The sequence below is a fragment of the Polaromonas sp. P5_D5 genome (assembly GCF_054049435.1).
The window spans coordinates 302,310-317,840 of sequence record NZ_JBFUMJ010000001.1 but is presented as its reverse complement, the minus strand read 5'-3'; the positions used below and the strand labels follow the sequence as shown (position 1 = coordinate 317,840).

At 60.3% G+C, this 15,531-nt stretch carries 16 protein-coding genes; 3 read left to right on the top strand and 13 right to left on the bottom strand.

Annotated elements, in window-relative coordinates:
• Positions 1-43: 43 nt before the first annotated feature.
• Positions 44-451: a GlcG/HbpS family heme-binding protein gene (locus tag ACXJKE_RS01560; protein ID WP_457278815.1), complete on the top strand. Its 408-nt coding sequence runs from the start codon at positions 44-46 to the stop codon at positions 449-451.
• Between the two features lie 208 nt (positions 452-659).
• Here the strand turns inward: ACXJKE_RS01560 and hemP are convergent, their stop codons facing one another.
• From hemP to ACXJKE_RS01515, 9 genes are all read right to left on the bottom strand, one after another.
• Complete coding sequence (hemP, locus tag ACXJKE_RS01555; protein WP_457278814.1) at positions 660-878, bottom strand: hemin uptake protein HemP; 219 nt, start codon at positions 876-878, stop codon at positions 660-662.
• Between the two features lie 161 nt (positions 879-1,039).
• Positions 1,040-1,450: an ExbD/TolR family protein gene (locus ACXJKE_RS01550; protein WP_457278813.1), complete on the bottom strand. Its 411-nt coding sequence runs from the start codon at positions 1,448-1,450 to the stop codon at positions 1,040-1,042.
• A 71-nt stretch (positions 1,451-1,521) separates the two neighbouring features.
• On the bottom strand, positions 1,522-2,238 hold the full coding sequence (locus ACXJKE_RS01545; protein WP_457278812.1) for a MotA/TolQ/ExbB proton channel family protein: 717 nt from the start codon (positions 2,236-2,238) through the stop codon (positions 1,522-1,524).
• Positions 2,239-2,267: 29 nt separating this feature from the next.
• Entirely contained in the window at positions 2,268-2,951 is a 684-nt protein-coding gene (locus ACXJKE_RS01540; protein ID WP_457278811.1) for an energy transducer TonB, read from the bottom strand.
• A 132-nt stretch (positions 2,952-3,083) separates the two neighbouring features.
• Entirely contained in the window at positions 3,084-3,329 is a 246-nt protein-coding gene (locus tag ACXJKE_RS01535) for a (2Fe-2S)-binding protein (protein WP_457278810.1), read from the bottom strand.
• Positions 3,330-3,610: 281 nt separating this feature from the next.
• Positions 3,611-4,318 carry a Fe2+-dependent dioxygenase gene (locus tag ACXJKE_RS01530; RefSeq protein WP_457278809.1) on the bottom strand — a complete coding sequence of 236 codons (708 nt, stop codon included), beginning with the start codon at positions 4,316-4,318 and terminating at the stop codon, positions 3,611-3,613.
• Between the two features lie 85 nt (positions 4,319-4,403).
• Positions 4,404-6,710: a TonB-dependent receptor gene (locus tag ACXJKE_RS01525; protein WP_457278808.1), complete on the bottom strand. Its 2,307-nt coding sequence runs from the start codon at positions 6,708-6,710 to the stop codon at positions 4,404-4,406.
• A gap of 334 nt (positions 6,711-7,044) precedes the next feature.
• On the bottom strand, positions 7,045-7,521 hold the full coding sequence (gene bfr / locus ACXJKE_RS01520) for a bacterioferritin (RefSeq protein ID WP_457278807.1): 477 nt from the start codon (positions 7,519-7,521) through the stop codon (positions 7,045-7,047).
• Positions 7,522-7,661: 140 nt separating this feature from the next.
• Positions 7,662-8,435, bottom strand: a complete 774-nt coding sequence (locus tag ACXJKE_RS01515; protein WP_457278806.1) for a ferredoxin--NADP reductase — start codon at positions 8,433-8,435, stop codon at positions 7,662-7,664.
• Here ACXJKE_RS01515 and ACXJKE_RS01510 point away from each other — a divergent pair.
• On the top strand, positions 8,434-8,751 hold the full coding sequence (locus ACXJKE_RS01510; RefSeq protein ID WP_457278805.1) for a hypothetical protein: 318 nt from the start codon (positions 8,434-8,436) through the stop codon (positions 8,749-8,751). The two genes, ACXJKE_RS01515 and ACXJKE_RS01510, sit on opposite strands and share 2 nt — an antisense overlap.
• A gap of 113 nt (positions 8,752-8,864) precedes the next feature.
• Here ACXJKE_RS01510 and ACXJKE_RS01505 read toward each other — a convergent pair whose 3' ends face one another.
• The 4 genes from ACXJKE_RS01505 to ahpC form a co-directional block, all read right to left on the bottom strand.
• On the bottom strand, positions 8,865-9,074 hold the full coding sequence (locus ACXJKE_RS01505) for a hypothetical protein (protein ID WP_457278804.1): 210 nt from the start codon (positions 9,072-9,074) through the stop codon (positions 8,865-8,867).
• Positions 9,071-10,243 (bottom strand): PepSY-associated TM helix domain-containing protein, encoded by a 1,173-nt coding sequence (locus ACXJKE_RS01500; RefSeq protein ID WP_457279771.1) that lies wholly within the window; start codon positions 10,241-10,243, stop codon positions 9,071-9,073. Before ACXJKE_RS01500 ends, ACXJKE_RS01505 begins: the two co-directional genes overlap by 4 nt.
• A gap of 423 nt (positions 10,244-10,666) precedes the next feature.
• Entirely contained in the window at positions 10,667-12,235 is a 1,569-nt protein-coding gene (gene ahpF, locus ACXJKE_RS01495; protein ID WP_457278803.1) for an alkyl hydroperoxide reductase subunit F, read from the bottom strand.
• A 112-nt stretch (positions 12,236-12,347) separates the two neighbouring features.
• Positions 12,348-12,911, bottom strand: coding sequence for an alkyl hydroperoxide reductase subunit C (ahpC, locus tag ACXJKE_RS01490; RefSeq protein WP_007874200.1), 564 nt, complete (start codon positions 12,909-12,911; stop codon positions 12,348-12,350).
• 339 nt (positions 12,912-13,250) lie between these two features.
• Between ahpC and ACXJKE_RS01485 the strand changes: the two genes are divergently transcribed.
• Entirely contained in the window at positions 13,251-15,500 is a 2,250-nt protein-coding gene (locus ACXJKE_RS01485; RefSeq protein WP_457278802.1) for a TonB-dependent hemoglobin/transferrin/lactoferrin family receptor, read from the top strand.
• The last annotated feature ends 31 nt before the right edge of the window (positions 15,501-15,531 follow it).

Here is a 15,531-nt window from a genome sequence, read left to right as displayed (position 1 = left end):
TGCTCAGTGTCTTTGCCAATAAACTCCGGAAATCCTGAAGACCATGAAATCAAAAGCAGTGCTTGAACTCGCCGACGTCAAAACCATCGCCGCCGCCGCCGAGGCCGAAGCCCTCAAGAACAACTGGGCCGTCACCATTGCCATCGTCGACGACGGCGGCCACCTGCTGCACCTGCAGCGCCTGGACGGCGCGCCGCCCATTTCCTCGCACATTGCACCCTCCAAGGCCAACACGGCCGCCATGGGCCGCCGTGAGAGCAAGGTTTACGAAGACGTCATCAACGGCGGCCGTACGTCCTTTCTGTCGGCGCCCTACATCCACGGCATGCTCGAGGGCGGCGTACCCATCGTGAAAGACGGGCATTGCATTGGCGCTGTGGGTGTGAGCGGCGTGAAGTCCAGCGAAGACGCGCAAATCGCACGTGCGGGCATTGCCGCCATCGGCCTGTAAACCGCGTCGCAGCGGGAATAAAAAAGCCGGCCACAAGGTCGGCTTTTTTGTTGGCGCGAGCAGAACAACATCAAGGAAAAAAAGCCTGGCTAAACAACTCCAAAAGAGTCTGTGGCTGGCTAAAAACGACCTTGGAGGCTTGGTAGCCCCGGATCGCCCCACGATGAAACTGTGCTGGTGAAGAGGGTGATGAAACGGTGAAGGCGGCTTACTTGGTCAAAATCAGTTTGCCCAGGCGAGTGGCCTGAAGGCGATAAGTCGAGCCATTGTGGTTGATTTCCACCGCCTTTTGCCCGCGCAGGATTTCGGTGCTGTTGACGCAGGCGGCAGAAGCGCCCGACGCATGGCCGCCAGAAGCGGTATCTGTGTGCGCGGGGGCGCGGGCAGGAAGGCTCAAGGTATGGGAGGCGGGCATTGCGATGGACATGATGGTTAAACCTGTTTGGGTTTTGTTAAGTTAATGATAACCATTCTCATTTGAAAGTCAAGCGAATCCAGGCTGCGGTTTTGTTTCTTTCTGTGTGAAAAACCTGGAGTGCCTGTCCAGCAGGCATGCATCCAGGACTCGATGAGTCCTGCAGGCCCTGGTCAGTTCTTGGGTTCAGTGATGAAACCGATCTTGCGCAGCCCGGCCTGTTGGGCTGCTGCCATGGCTTGGGCCACGCGCTCGTAGCGCACTGATTTGTCGCCGCGGATATGCAGGTCTGGCTGCGGGTTCTGCGCCGCCGACGCCTTGAGTTGGGTGACCAGGTCTTCGTCGGAAATTTTGGTTTCGTTCAGGAAGTAGCTGCCTTCCGCATCCACGCTCAGGCGAACCGTTTCCGGCTTGATGTTTTGCGCTTCGTTGGAGGCGCGCGGCAGGTCGATGTTGACGGAATGCTTCATCACGGGGACCGTGATGATGAAGATGATGAGCAGCACCAGCATGATGTCCACCATGGGCGTCATGTTGATCTCGTTCATCACCTCATCGCTGTCGTCTTGGGTTCCAAAGGCCATGGTGCTTCTCGGTCACTGAATGAGGGAGCTCCGCGGCTGTTGGGCGGCAGAGCAGGATAAAGGGTTGGCTTTCAGGCTTTTTTCATTGGCACAACATTGGCTTGTTGGCCGCTGGCGCTCACGCGGGCGCCGGTCACGAAGTAGGCGTGCAGGTCATGCGCGAAGCGGCTGAGTTTTTGCAGAACGCCCTTGTTGCCGCGCACCAGCGCGTTGTAGCCCAGCACCGCCGGGATGGCAACCGCGAGACCCAGCGCCGTCATGATGAGCGACTCGCCGATCGGGCCGGCCACCTTGTCGATGGTTGCCTGGCCGGCCGCGCCGATGGACAGCAGCGCATGGTAGATGCCCCACACGGTGCCGAAGAGGCCGACGAAGGGGGCGGTGGAGCCGACCGAGGCCAGGATGGCCAGGCCCGACTGCAGCTTGCCGGTGAATTCGTCGATGGTGTTGCGCAGCGTGCGCGTGACCCAGTCGCTCACGTCCAGGGCGTCGTGCAGGTGTGCTTTGGTGTTACGGTGATGCAGCGTGGCTTCGCGGCCTTCCAGGGCCAGTTGGCGGAACGGGTTGGCGGGGTCCGAGCCCAGCTTGGTGAGGCCTGCGGCAAAGTCTTCGCTGTGCCAGAAGTCTTCAGAGGCGCGGGCGATCTTTTTGTACTTGATGAGGTCCAGCGTCTTGATGATGATGACCATCCATGACGCGAGCGACATGACCAGCAGCAGCACGGCCACCGATTTGGTAACGATATCGCCCTGGCTCCAGACGTTGGCAAGGCCGAATTGGGAATTCATGAATCAATACTCCACGGGTTTCAAAAAGATTACTCCAGGACGAAGTTGATGGGTACGTTAAACCACATCTCTTCGGCCACGCCGCCACGCTTGCCGGGCACGTAGCGCCAGCGCATGACGGTGGTGACCGCTGCCTGGTCAAGCCGGTCAAAGCCGCTTGACTGGCGGATTTCGGTTTTCTTCGCCTGGCCGTCTGCGCCGATCAGCACACGCACGATCACTTTGCCCTGCTCGCCAAGGCGCCGGCTGATGGGCGGATAGGCGGGCTTGGGGTTTTGCAGGTAGTCGGCATCGCTCGACGGCAGCTGCACTGCCGGTGGCGCGGGCGGCGTAACGGGTGCCACGGCCACAGGCGCTGGTGGCAGCGGCGGTGTGACAACGCCTGTCGGGGCATTGGGCGAGGGTGTTGGGTCTGCGATGGCCAGCGGCTGGGGCGCGGGTTTGTCGGGTGCCCTGGCAACCGCTTTTTTCTGCACGGTCGGCGTGGGTGGGGTAGGAGGGACGGGCTCCACCTTGGGGGCGGGCGGGTCCACGAATTGCGTGAGGATTTCTGCAGGAATCACGATTTCGGCGGCGCGCATCAACAAGCCGCTTTGCAGCGCCCAGATGAACCCCACGTGCAGGCCCACTACCACGAGCGCGATAACAGCATTGCGGCTGAGGGGCTGGCGCGGCGGGGCGGGGCGTGGCGCGGTGGAGAAAGTGGCGTTCATCGAGAGGGGGATAGGTGGGCGAATGGCCACATGAGGCGCGGTTTCGGTCAAAAAGGCAACCAGGAAACTAGCGGCGGAAGATCCACCACGCGGAACCTATCACCAGCACAAGGCTGACAGGAAGGGCCGAAATCAGTATTGGGGAGAAGGTTGCAAGGTGTTCCATGGGCTGCCTTCCAGCGTGTGGGCGGCGAGCTTGATGTTGGCCGTCGGGCAGCTGGCGCTGCACTGCGCCACCACGTCGCGGGCGCAGCCTTCGCACTGGCCGCACTGGGTGGCCACGCCGAGTTCGAACTGGATCTCGTCAAAGCCCAAGCCTGCTCGGGCATGGCGGGCAATTTCGCGGTCGGAGATTCGGCGGCAGACGCAAACGATCATGGATGGGCTTGGCTGGTGATTGATTCAATCGGTGCGTTGATTATAAATGCGAATCTATCGCATTTGCAATCATGGCACGCAGATTTCAGGAGGTGCGAGCCATTTGGAGCGGATTTTTGGCCTCATTTTTGAAGCCAAATTCAGCAGTAATCCTTGCTGGATGTGCGCAAGGTGCTATAAATTAGATAGCGAAAAGGCAATTCCTTGAGGCGAGCGAGGCATCCTGGGGGTGATGGGTTGCCAAGACCCTTCACGATGCAGGATAAACGCAGTCCAGCCGTCTAAACCTCAGCCCACATCCGCAGCAGGTTGTGATAGCAGCCTGTAAGCCGTACCACTTCGGCGCCTTCGGCCGCACCTGGGGTCGAGCGTTCCAGTTCCTTTTGGCGCAGAGAGGTAATGGCCATGTCCATCTCATACAAAAGCCGGCGTTGGGCATCGGAGCGCACCATGCTTTCAATCCAGAAGAAGCAGGCCAGCCGCTCACCGCGCGTGACAGGCTCCACGCGGTGCACCGATGTGCCAGGGTACATCACCAGGTCACCTGCCTCGAACTTGATGCGTTGCTCGCCGTAAGTGTCTTGCACGACCAGTTCGCCGCCGTCGTAGCTGGCCGGATCGCTCAGGAACAGCGTACAGGAAATGTCGGTTCGCACGTGCCGTGCTGTGGCGGCATGCGTGCGTACCGCGTTGTCAATGTGGTTGCCGAAATTGTTGGCGTCGCCGCCGTAGCGGTTAAAGAGCGGCGGATAGACCGATTTGGGCAGCGCCCCGGTCACGAACATCGGATTACGGGCCAGCGCCACCGACACGATGTGCCGCGCCTGCTGGGCGGCGGGCAGCTCTTCAGGCAGCTGCAGGTTGTTCTTGACGGCGCCGCTCTGGCTGCCGGCCGTGATGCGGCCGTCGGCCCAGTCGGCGGCCAGGATCAGCTGGCGGATTTGCGCGAGCTCGTCCGGCTTGAGGGCTTGTTGAATGCGAAGCAGCATGGTGGGGCTTCCCGAAAAGCGACTGAAAAAAAATGGGCACCCGGAGTATCCCCCAGGTGCCCAACCTTGAAAACGTTCTTTTAAATCAGAACTTGCTGGTGAGCGTCACACGCACGCTGCGTGCGTCGCCGGGCGCCACAAAGCCGCGGTACAGCGTGTTGTAGTAGACCTTGTCAAACAGGTTGTCGATGTTCAGCTTGACGGTGTTTTTTTCATTGATGCGGTATTCCACCAGCGCGTCGGCCTTCACGTAGCCCGGCACCCGGTTGGTGGCCGTGACGGCATTGGCCGGCTTGTTGGTGCTGACGGCGGTGAAGCCGCCGCCGATACGCCACTTGTCGCCGATGCGGTAGGTGGTGAACAGGTTGGCCTGGCGGCTTGGGCTCAGCCCCGGGTTCTGCCCGATCTCGGCAGTGGCGCCGGTCTTGTCGATCCTCGCCGTCAGGAAGCCGATGCCCGCAAAGACATCCCACTGCGGCGTGATGCGGCCGGCGACCTCAAATTCCAGCGCATCGGTGTGCCGCTTGCCGGACAACAGGTAGGAGTTGGTGCTCGTGTCGATGTCGGTGTTGCGCTCGTTGTACTTCTCTGTGCGGGCCAGGGCTGCGCGCAGTGACAGGTCACCGCCGTAGAGCTCCCACTTGGCGCCAATTTCCATGTTGCGGCTGCTCTCGGGCGGCGTGTTGGCAGAGTTCGGGTCGAATTGGTACAGGTCGCCGGAGGTATTGAACGACGTGCCATAGGCGGCGTAGTAGCTGACCTCATCGGTCGGCTGATATATCACGCCCAGCCGTTTGCTCAGCAGGCTGTCGGATCTGGCGAGTGTCCCGTTGTTGGGCGGCGTGCCGGTGGGTCGCTGGTAGTCGGCCTTGAAGTTATCAACGCGCAGGCCGGCAACCAGCTTCCAGTACTGTGTGAGGTCGATCGTGTCCTGCATGTACAGGCCCAGCGTAGTGGCCTTGAATGCCGTTTCCAGTCTCTGCGTGTAATTGCCCCCGATACCGGTGCTGATGGGATTGCCCACAGTGGTGGTCGGCTTGGCCCCCGTCAGGAGGGGGTAGCTAAGGCGGTCGGAATTTTCCACGGCGTACTCGGCGCCGATCAGCAGGCTGTTCTTGCGGCCGAACCACTGGGTGGTCGTGAGGTAGTCGGTTTGCAGGAATGTGTGGTGTTCGTTGCCCGCCTTGGCATTGCCGGCGCTGGTGGCGCCGCGGCTCACCACCGTGTTGGCGCTCAGGTTGGCCAGGGTCGTGCCGGCGGCAAAGCTGGCCTGCGTGGCGCGCAGCGTGCGTGAGTAGTAGCCGTCGCGCACCGTGGTTTTCAGGCTGCTGCCGTCGGTCCATCGGTGGGTATGGCTCAGGGTGACAGCGTCGGCCTTGTCGTTCTGGAAATCGGTGTTGAGGCCATACCAGTATTTCTCGGTGCCAGGCGCGGGGCGGCTGTTGAACCAAGCAAAGCCCCAGTCGGGCTTGTCGTTGTAGTGCAGGTGGTAGTAGCTGATTTCAAATTCGTTCGCTGTGCCGATGCCGAAGCGGTAGTCCAGGGCCAGGCCGCGGCGATGGGTGGAGGCGCTGGCGTTTTCGCCGCGGCCGTCGCCGTCTGTCGCCATGGCGTTGATGCGGAGAGCCGCGTCGTCGTCGAGTTTGAAGTTGAAGTCGCCCTGGTAGCGTTGGTAGCCTTTGGTGCCGACGGTGGCGTTCACTTCGTGCTCGGTGATCAGGCGTGGCTGCTTGCTGACCTGGTTAATCACCCCGCCGGTGGAGCCGCGGCCGAACAGCATGGAAGCAGCACCACGCAAGACTTCCACGCGCTCGGTGTTGAAGTTGTCGCGGTTGTACTGCGCGATGTCGCGCATCCCGTCCATGTAAATGTCGCCCGCCGCGCTGAAGCCGCGAATGCGGATGTTGTCGCCGACCCGTCCGCCTTCGCCCGCTTCAAAGGTGATGCCGACGACGTTTTCGAGTGCGCTCTTGAAGCTGTCCTTGCCCTGGTCGTGCATCAGCTTTTCGTTGACGACCGTCAGCGACTGGGGAACGTCCTTGGCCGGCACGGGCATCTTGCCGACACTGGTAATGCCGCTCTGGTAGGTCTGGCTGGCGCGATCGCGTGTGCCTGTCACTGTGACGGGGGCCAGGCTTCTGCCTTCAACAGGTGTTGCAGAGGTGGACGACGTAGCGGTCGTGGTGCCGGTGCTGGGCGTCGGGGTGATGCTCTGGGCCCAGCCCGACACCGAAACAGCCAGCATGAGCGCACCAAGCGGGAGCAGTGTTTTGTCGGAAGATGCGGCAGGATTGGCAACCGGGCTGGCAAACGGCGTGAAGTTGTCGGCGCCCATGGTGCGGTTTTTTTTGTTGCGCGCAGGGCGTGCGGCGCGAGCGGAAGGGTGTGCCAAGATGGCCTCCAAGCAGGGTCCTGCCTTGCAGGCGGTGGACCGGGTTCAGGAAAAAGCTTGGCTGGCTCAGAATGCCCGGGGGCGCGAGTTGGCTGGCTCGTAAAGTTCGCTCGAAGTGTATATCAAATGATAATGATTCGTAATCTGTTGTGTCTGAATGTTGCGGGAATAAGGGCGAAAACGGTGGTTGTGTGGCAAAAAGGCCAAATTCAGTAGGCGACAAAAAGAGCTTCTGAAAACCAGGAGCGGTCAGCGTTGGCGCAAACAAAAAAACGGGGCCTGTGCCCCGTCTTTTTTGTGCCAGGTATGTCACCGGGCTATTTCAAGACCACATTCAGCTCAGCTCGCCCATCTGGCTTTGCAGGTAGTTTTGCAGGCCAACCTTGCCAAGCAGTTCAATCTGCGTTTCCAGGAAGTCGATGTGCTCTTCGGTGTCATCGAGGATCTCCTGTAGGAGGTCGCGCGAGACATAGTCGCGTACGCTTTCGCAGTGGGCAATGCCGTCCTTGATGGTGGCCTGTGCACCGGTTTCGGCTTTCAGGTCGCAGTTCAGGGCTTCTGGAACATCCTCGCCGATCATCAGCTTGCCCAGGTCCTGCAGGTTGGGCAGGCCATCGAGCATGAAGATGCGGTCCATCAACTTGTCGGCGTGCTTCATTTCGCCGATGGACTCTTCGTATTCCTTCTTGGCCAGCTTGTCCAGGCCCCAGTGCTTGTACATGCGGTAGTGCAGGAAGTACTGGTTGATGGCCGTGAGCTCGTTCTTCAGCTGCGCCTGCAGGTGAGCGATGACTTTTGCGTCGCCTTTCATGGGAATTCCTTATCGTTGTGTAGTGCGGATCGCCCATTGTCACTGGCCGCGTGCCGTAACTCAAGCATTCCCCTGCTGGGGCGGTCTGGTTGCGTTTGATTGTGAGAAACGTTCGCATTGCAAACGTTTCCCGTTGTCAGTCAGCGCTCGGCAAATGCGCGTTCCACCACGAAGTGGCCGGCTCGCTGCATGTTGCCTTCCTCAAAGCCGCGCTCTTCCAGCATGGCCTTGATGTCGCGCAGCATGTCGGGGCTGCCGCACAGCATCAGGCGGTCGTTCCCGATAGAGATCGCGGGCAAGCCCAGGTCGCTGTACAGCTTGCCCGACTGCATGAGCTCGGTGATGCGGCCTTCGTTGCGAAAGCGCTCGCGCGTCACGGTGGGGTAATACAGCAGGCGTCCGCGCACCAGCTCGCCGAGGAACTCATGCTCGTGCAGCTCGTGCTCGATCAGCTCGCGGTAGGCCAGCTCGGCGCTGGTACGGCAACCGTGCACCACCACCACACGCTCAAATCGCTCGTAAGTGTCTGGGTCCTTGATCAGAGAGAGAAAGGGCGCCAGACCGGTGCCGGTGGCCAGCAACCACAGCGTCTTGCCAGGTAGCAGGTTTTGCAGCAATAGCGTGCCGGTGGGTTTGCGTCCGACCAGGATGTCGTCGCCCGGCTTCAAGTGCTGCAGCCGCGAGGTCAGCGGGCCGTCGGGCACCTTGATGCTGAAAAATTCCAGCTGGTCTTCATGGTTGGCGCTGGCCACACTGTAGGCGCGCAGCAGCGGTTTGCCGTCCACGGGCAGGCCGATCATGGTGAACTGGCCGTTGACGAAGCGAAAGCCCGAATCGCGCGTGGCGGTGAAGCTAAATAGTGAGTCGGTCCAGTGGTGGACGGAAATAATGCGTTCTGTGTTGAAGGCGCTCATGAGAGAAAAAGAAGAGAAGGGGAAAGAAATGGGGGGACGAGAAAGGGCTTTGGGTGATGCAAGGGACTCACCGCGCATCCCTTCAGGTCGTGCCCTCAGATCGTGCGTGAGCAAGCCTGAATTTTATAGCCTGGGCGGGCCTGCCGCCGGTGATGGCTATAGACGCCACACCGGCGCCAAGGTCAGGCACATCACCATCGCATTTCGCGCGGCGACAGAACTCAAGCGCCAGGCAGCCGCCCCTGGGCAAGTATGGCCCGTGAAGGCTTTATTGGGGTTGCTATCAAATCAGGAGCTGTCTGCGCTTGTTTTATAAGGGTTTCAGGCACTTTTCCCATGAGATTTTGGTGTTTTTGTGCTTCGCTTCAAAGTGCTGCCACGTTAACTTTACCTATCGCACCAGAACAAAAAAACCGGTCACCCACCCATTCAGCGTTTGCGAGGCCCGCCGGGCACCCACGAGAACCAGGCCATCACGGCCACGGGCACGCCCAACCCCAGCCAGCACCACCAGTCGCCCCAGCCGTCAGACACCAGTGCGGTCAGCAGGCCGGTGATGCTGAGCATGCCCAGCACGAGGGGCCAGCGCCACAGGCGCCAGAAAGCGGAGTCCTTCGCGGGATCGGCCTTTGCGCTCACACGGCACCGCCAGTCGTTTCATGGCGTGCGGCATGCGGCGCTGATGCTTGCCCTGCTGTTTTTTCCGGCTTCGCTGCTTTGGCCGGATTACGCCGTCCAAGCCACAGGTAAAGGCCGCTGCCCAGCACGATGATGGTTGCGATGTCCAGCAGGGCCCAGAGGATTTGCATCGGCATGCCGCCGTAGTCGCCGAAGTGCAGCGGCTGCGACACCAGTAGCGCGGTGAGATACCAGGGCAGCGGCGGGCTGGCGGTGAGCGCATTGGTGCCGGCGTCCACCAGCACCGGCTTGAGCAGCCGCGAGTTGAAGGGCTCATTGCCGCGCAGGAACACGGTGTAGTGGTGCGGGCTTGAAAACGATGTACCCGGAAAAGCGATAAAGGCCATCTTCATCTCAGGCGCCAGAGCGGTCGCTGATGAAGCTGCCTGCTGCACCGAGGCCAGGCGGGCTGGCGGTTTTTGCCCCTGGTAGGGCGCCAGCAGAGAGCTTAGCTGGTCGTACTGCCAGTACTTGATCAACAGGTCGGCCCAGGTGTTGATCATGCCCGTGGCGCCCACGGTGAAGGCCCACACCAGCGTCACGATGCCCAGCAGGTTATGCAGGTCCAGCCATTTGGCGCGCGGGCGGGTTTGCCGCACTGTGCCGAAGTCCAGCTTGCGCATGAAGGGCGCATACAGCACCACACCCGAGACAATCGCCACCAGCAGCAAGAGTCCCATGAAGCCCAGAAAGAGCTTGCCCGCGAGTCCGGCAAAGAGGTCAACGTGCAGCTTGAACATTACATACATAAAGCCTTCGTCGAACCTGGGCTGGGCCAGCACAGCTGCGGTGCGTGCATCGACGGCGACGGTCTTGTTACCCACCTCGGACAGCGGCGTGTCACCCAGCGTGACGTACCAGAAGCGGTCGTCGTCGATCTCATGGGACGCGAACATGGGCACCTTGCCCGGGTGCAGTGCCTGTGCGATTTCCATGACCTTGTCCAGGCTGGCGCGCGGTGTGCCCTTCGGTAAATCGGGCGCCTCAACTTCGGTGCCCAGCAGGTGGCCGATCTCATGGTGAAAAATCAGCGGCAGCCCGGTCAGGCACAGCAGCAGCATGAAGACAGTGCAAACCAGGCTGCTCCATTTATGCACCCAGGTCCAGGTCTTGATGCGCCGGCTGTCCATTTTTGCGGTCGTCGTCATCGGGATTTTCCATTTTGTGGCCTGAACCCTGGAGTCGTCAGGCGGCGCGTGGCGTGCGGCAGGTGCATGGTGAGCAAGGTCAAAACTCCTGGGAAGGACCACCAGAAAACTGGCGTGCAGACGACAACCCGAACGCCACAGCAGGTAGCGAAATTCGAGGGGCAGGTGAGCGGGTTGTTGGCTTGCTACGCCCTGCGGCGCGAGCAGGCTGCAGGGCTGTTGGCTAGCGAAAGAGGATGCTGGGAACTATACATCAGATGAGAGTAATTCTCATCTGATGAACCCTTCGAAATGTCTGGTTTTAGAGGGGGATTCGCATTCTGCGTGCGAAAAAAAAGCCGCCCCGATTGAGGGCGGCTTTTGAGCTTCAGCGGTTCAGCCCATGGCCGGACCGTCACCCATGTATTACGCAGCAATAGGGCTACGGATCAGGTAGTCAAACGCGCTGAGCGCCGCCTTGGCGCCTTCACCGGCCGCGATGATGATCTGCTTGAAGGGCACGGTTGTCACGTCGCCCGCCGCGAACACGCCCGGCACCGAAGTCTGGCCCTTGGCGTCGACGATGATCTCGCCGTGTTTGGACAGGTCCACCACGCCCTTGAGCCAGTCGGTGTTGGGCACCAGGCCGATCTGGATGAACACACCTTCAAGCTCAACGGTTTTCAGCTCGCCGCTGGCGCGGTCTTTGTAGATCAGGCCGTTGACCTTCTGGTCGCCGGTGATTTCGGTCGTTTGCGCGTTGGTGAACACCGTCACGTTCTGCAGGCTGTTCAGCTTGCGCTGCAGCACGGCGTCGGCGCGCAGCGCAGTGTCGAACTCGATCAGCGTCACATGGCCGACGATGCCGGCCAGGTCAATCGCCGCCTCGACGCCCGAGTTGCCGCCGCCGATCACCGCCACGCGCTTGCCCTTGAAGAGCGGGCCGTCGCAGTGCGGGCAGTAGGCCACGCCCTTGTTCTTGAACTCGTGTTCGCCGGGCACGTTGATGTTGCGCCAGCGTGCGCCGGTCGAGATCACGATGGACTTGCTCCTGAGCGAGGCGCCGCTTTCAAGCTGCACTTCAATCAGGTTTTTGTCCGGCCCGCTGTTCGGCACCAGCGCCTTGGCGCGCTGCAGGTTCATGATGTCAACGTCGTAGTTGCGCACGTGCTCTTCCAGCGCGTGGGCAAACTTGGGGCCTTCGGTTTCCTTGATGGAGATGAAGTTCTCGATGCCCAGTGTGTCCAGTACCTGGCCGCCAAAGCGCTCGGACGCCACGCCGGTGCGGATGCCCTTGCGTGCGGCATACACAGCCGCAGCTGCGCCGGCCGGGCCGCCGCCGACGATCAGCACGTCGAAGGCTTCCTTTTTGTCGATGATTTTGGCTTCACGTTCCACGCCGCTGGTGTCGATCTTGGCCAGGATTTCTTCCAGGCTCATGCGGCCGTTTCCGAACATGGTTCCGTTGAGGAAGACCGTGGGCACGCCCATGATCTCGCGCTCCTTCACTTCATCCTGGAAGGTACCGCCCTCGATCATGGTGGTCTTGATGCGCGGGTTTTGCACTGCCATCAGGTTCAGCGCCTGGACCACATCCGGGCAGTTGTGGCAGGTCAGCGAGACATACACCTCGAAATCGAAATCGCCGTCGAGCGCGCGGATCTGCTCCAGCACGGGTTGCTCGACTTTGGGCGGGTAGCCGCCGATCTGCAGCAGCGCCAGGATCAGCGAGGTGAATTCATGGCCCATGGGCAGGCCGGCGAAACGCGGGCCGTGGTTTTCACCGGGGCGGTTGATCGAAAACGAGGGCTTGCGGTGCGGGTCGTCGCGGCTTTCGGTCAGTTTGACCAACGGCGAGGACTCAGCCACGTCTTTCAGCAGCGACAGCACTTCGCCCGAAGCCTCGCTACCGTCGAGCGAGGCGACGATTTCGATGGGCGCAGTGGCGCGTTCGAGATAGCTTTTCAGTTGGGCTTTGGTGGCGTCGTCGAGCATGAGGGACTCACTTTCAATTTCAATGGGGAACAAAAAAGCCCGGGACGGCACACGCGCGTGTGCCGGGGCCCGGGCCTTCGTCAGGAAGGCAGCAGGGCGTTAGAACCTGTTCTTAGATCTTGCCAACCAGGTCGATGGACGGAGCGATCGTCTTGGCGCCTTCGTTCCACTTGGCAGGGCAGACCTGGCCGGGGTGTGCGGCGGTGTATTGGGCCGCCTTCAGCTTGCGCAGGGTTTCCTTGACGTCGCGGGCGATCTCGTTGGAGTGCACTTCAGCCGTCTTGATGACGCCTTCGGGGTTAATCACGAAGGTACCGCGCAGTGCCAGGCCTTCTTCAGGGATGAACACGTCAAACGCCTTGGTCAGCGTGTGGGTAGGGTCGCCCACCAAGGGGAACTTGGCCTTGCCGACAGCAGGGGAGGTTTCGTGCCAGACCTTGTGCGAGAAGTGCGTGTCGGTGGTGACGATGTAAACCTCTGCACCGGCCTTCTGGAATTCGGCGTAGTTGTCAGCAGCATCTTCAACTTCCGTGGGGCAGTTGAAAGTGAATGCAGCTGGCATGAAGATCAGGACCGACCATTTGCCCTTCAGCGATTCGTCTGAAACGTCGATGAACTTGCCATTGAGGAAAGCTTGGGTTTTGAAAGGCTGGACTTGGGTATTGATCAGGGACATCTAGATGGCTTCCTATGCTGGGTTAAAGAACTGGTAAAAATGCTTTCGAGACGATAGTATAACTCTTTTATATTTCATGTATCGATAGATATTAACTATTTATCGAATAGGCGTGGTGCGGCGATTTTTGCCTGTCCATTCTTGTTATTCGCTGTGACCAGGTGGTGACTGACGGAGGGGAACACAGAGCGGGAGACGCACGAAGGGTGTTATCACCCAGACTATTTTGCATCTAATTGTTGCGAATGAGAATAATTCGCATATACTTCGATCTCCTCAGAGCCAGCCACAAGTAACGCAAGCCTTCAGGCTTCACCGTTACGGCAGCAAGCCCTCCAAATGTTTCACTTTTTGGGCTTGCACGTGACGTCGATCCATCCATCTTCCCGCTTCGCCTTGCGCGAAATTTCCTTGTTGGCCGGTCTGGCCTGTAGCGCCGGCTTTGCCGCGCATGCACAGCCGGTGGCAAACGCTCCGGTGCAGGTTGCAGCCCTGAAAGAGATCGTGGTCAGCGGCTCCCGCACAGAGCAGGCGATTGAAGACCTTCCGATGACCATCGACGTCCTCAATGCAACCGACATTGAGCAGGGCCAGATCCGCGACATTCGTGATGCGGTCAAAAACATTCCCAATGTCTCAGTGCGGCGTGCGCCCGTGCGTTTTGGTTTTGCCACCGGCGGTGATACGGGCCGGGACGGCAATGCGGGTTTCAATATCCGGGGGCTGGATGGCAACCGCGTACTGATGCTGGTCGATGGCATTCGCATACCGCGCAGCTACAGCTTCAACGTCAATTCTTTCGGCCGCGACACCTTGTCGATTGACCTGGTCAAGCGGATTGAGCTTGTCAAAGGTCCGGCCTCGGTGCTTTACGGGTCTGACGGCATCGCGGGCCTGGTGAATTTCATCACCTACGAGCCCGAAGATTTTCTGAAGGACGGCAAAACCATTGGCGGCCGCGCTTCCACCACTTACAGCGGCGACGACAAGGGCTTCGGCGTGTCCGCGACCATTGCTGCGCGTGCCAATGAAGTGCTGGATGTTCAGCTGACAGTAGCGAGCAATCACAGTCAGGAGCTGGACAACAAGGGAAGCAACAACACCCTGGGTGTTGCCAGGACAACGCCGAACCCGCAAACCGACACCGGCAATTCGTTGCTGGCCAAGGCGGTGCTGCGTCCCGCGGCAGGGCAAAAGCATGTGTTGACTTTTGAGCATGTCGACAAGAAATCGGTTTATGACCTGCTGACGGCTGCGCGTTCCGCGACGGTACTGAGTACCGACGGCTTCAGCAATATGGACCGCAACCGGCTCACCTGGGACGCAAAGTACAAACTTGATGCCGCCCTGGCCGACAACCTGCAAACCGTGCTGAGCTACCAGGACGCCAAGTCGCGCGAGTTCGCCAAAGAGACCCGCACCGGTGCCACACCCCTGCGGACACGCGACACCTACTACCAGGAGCGCACGCTACAGGCCAGCATGCAGGCAGACAAGGTCATCCGGCCTGTGGGCCAATGGGCGCAAAAACTCACCTACGGCGTTGACTACACCCGCGCGAAAATCAGCAACCTTCAAACCGGCATTGCACCGACGGCGCCTGAGACTTTTCCGGTCAAGCGTTTTCCCGACACCACGGAATCCAGCGCAGCACTGTATTTGCAGGATGAGCTGATCAGCGGCGACTGGAGCCTCACGCCGGGCGTGCGGATCGACCGCTTCAGCATCGACGCCAGCCAGGCGGGTTTTGCGGCCACTCCCGTGTCTTTGTCCGGTTCGGCGGTTTCGCCCAAGTTCGGTGTTCTCTATCGCGCAACGCCGCAGTGGAGCGTTTTCGGCAACTATGCGAGCGGCTTCCGGGCGCCTAACGCCGGGCAGGTCAATGCGTTTTTTGAAAACGTGGCGCAGAACTACAGGACCATTCCCAACCCCAACCTCAAGCCCGAGAAAAGCAAAAACCTGGAATTCGGCGTGCGCGGCAATCTCGAACGGCTGACCCTCGATGCCGCCGTGTTCTATGGCCGCTTCAACAACCTGATCCAGGACAACGCAACAGTCTCGATCAGTCCGACGACGGTCTTCCAGTCCATCAACATCGACAATGCGACGATCAGCGGCTTTGAAGTCAAGGGCAGCATGGATTGGGGTCGGCTGGGTGACGGCCGTCTGAGCACGCCGTTTTCCTATGGCGAAACCCGCGGCACCGTCAAGAACACCGGCCTGCCGCTGGACACCATCGACCCGGCCAAGCTCACGCTGGGTGTGAAGTATGAAACCGCAGGCTGGGATGTCCGGCTTGACGCCAGCCACCATTCGGCCAAGAAATTCAGCGACATTGGCACGCAGCAGATCGGTACGGCCCCGGCCACGACACCACAGTTCGCGGTACCGGCGGCCACCACGGTTGACCTGAGCGGGCAGTGGCGCATCAGCAAGACCCTGCGCGTCAACGCGGCCATTGTCAACCTCACCAACAAGAAGTACTGGAACTGGTCCGACGTGCGCGGTGTCGCCGCCAATTCATTGGCGCTGGACTCGTACACCCAGCCCGGTCGCCACTTCAACGTGTCGCTGGTGGCCGATTTCTGATTCAACCCCTGATCGTCTTCATGAAGGAATG

Coding starts and splice junctions, on each gene's coding strand:
- ACXJKE_RS01530 (WP_457278809.1), bottom strand. CDS start 4,318: ATGCTGCTTCGCATTCAACAAGCCCTCAAGCCGGACGAGCTCGCGCAA.
- ACXJKE_RS01510 (WP_457278805.1), top strand. CDS start 8,434: ATGAGAGAAAAAGAAGAGAAGGGGAAAGAAATGGGGGGACGAGAAAGG.
- ACXJKE_RS01485 (WP_457278802.1), top strand. CDS start 13,251: ATGTTTCACTTTTTGGGCTTGCACGTGACGTCGATCCATCCATCTTCC.
- ACXJKE_RS01540 (WP_457278811.1), bottom strand. CDS start 2,951: ATGAACGCCACTTTCTCCACCGCGCCACGCCCCGCCCCGCCGCGCCAG.
- ahpC (WP_007874200.1), bottom strand. CDS start 12,911: ATGTCCCTGATCAATACCCAAGTCCAGCCTTTCAAAACCCAAGCTTTC.
- ACXJKE_RS01500 (WP_457279771.1), bottom strand. CDS start 10,243: ATGGACAGCCGGCGCATCAAGACCTGGACCTGGGTGCATAAATGGAGC.
- ACXJKE_RS01560 (WP_457278815.1), top strand. CDS start 44: ATGAAATCAAAAGCAGTGCTTGAACTCGCCGACGTCAAAACCATCGCC.
- ACXJKE_RS01515 (WP_457278806.1), bottom strand. CDS start 8,435: ATGAGCGCCTTCAACACAGAACGCATTATTTCCGTCCACCACTGGACC.
- hemP (WP_457278814.1), bottom strand. CDS start 878: ATGTCCATCGCAATGCCCGCCTCCCATACCTTGAGCCTTCCTGCCCGC.
- ACXJKE_RS01545 (WP_457278812.1), bottom strand. CDS start 2,238: ATGAATTCCCAATTCGGCCTTGCCAACGTCTGGAGCCAGGGCGATATC.
- ACXJKE_RS01550 (WP_457278813.1), bottom strand. CDS start 1,450: ATGGCCTTTGGAACCCAAGACGACAGCGATGAGGTGATGAACGAGATC.
- ACXJKE_RS01535 (WP_457278810.1), bottom strand. CDS start 3,329: ATGATCGTTTGCGTCTGCCGCCGAATCTCCGACCGCGAAATTGCCCGC.
- ahpF (WP_457278803.1), bottom strand. CDS start 12,235: ATGCTCGACGACGCCACCAAAGCCCAACTGAAAAGCTATCTCGAACGC.
- bfr (WP_457278807.1), bottom strand. CDS start 7,521: ATGAAAGGCGACGCAAAAGTCATCGCTCACCTGCAGGCGCAGCTGAAG.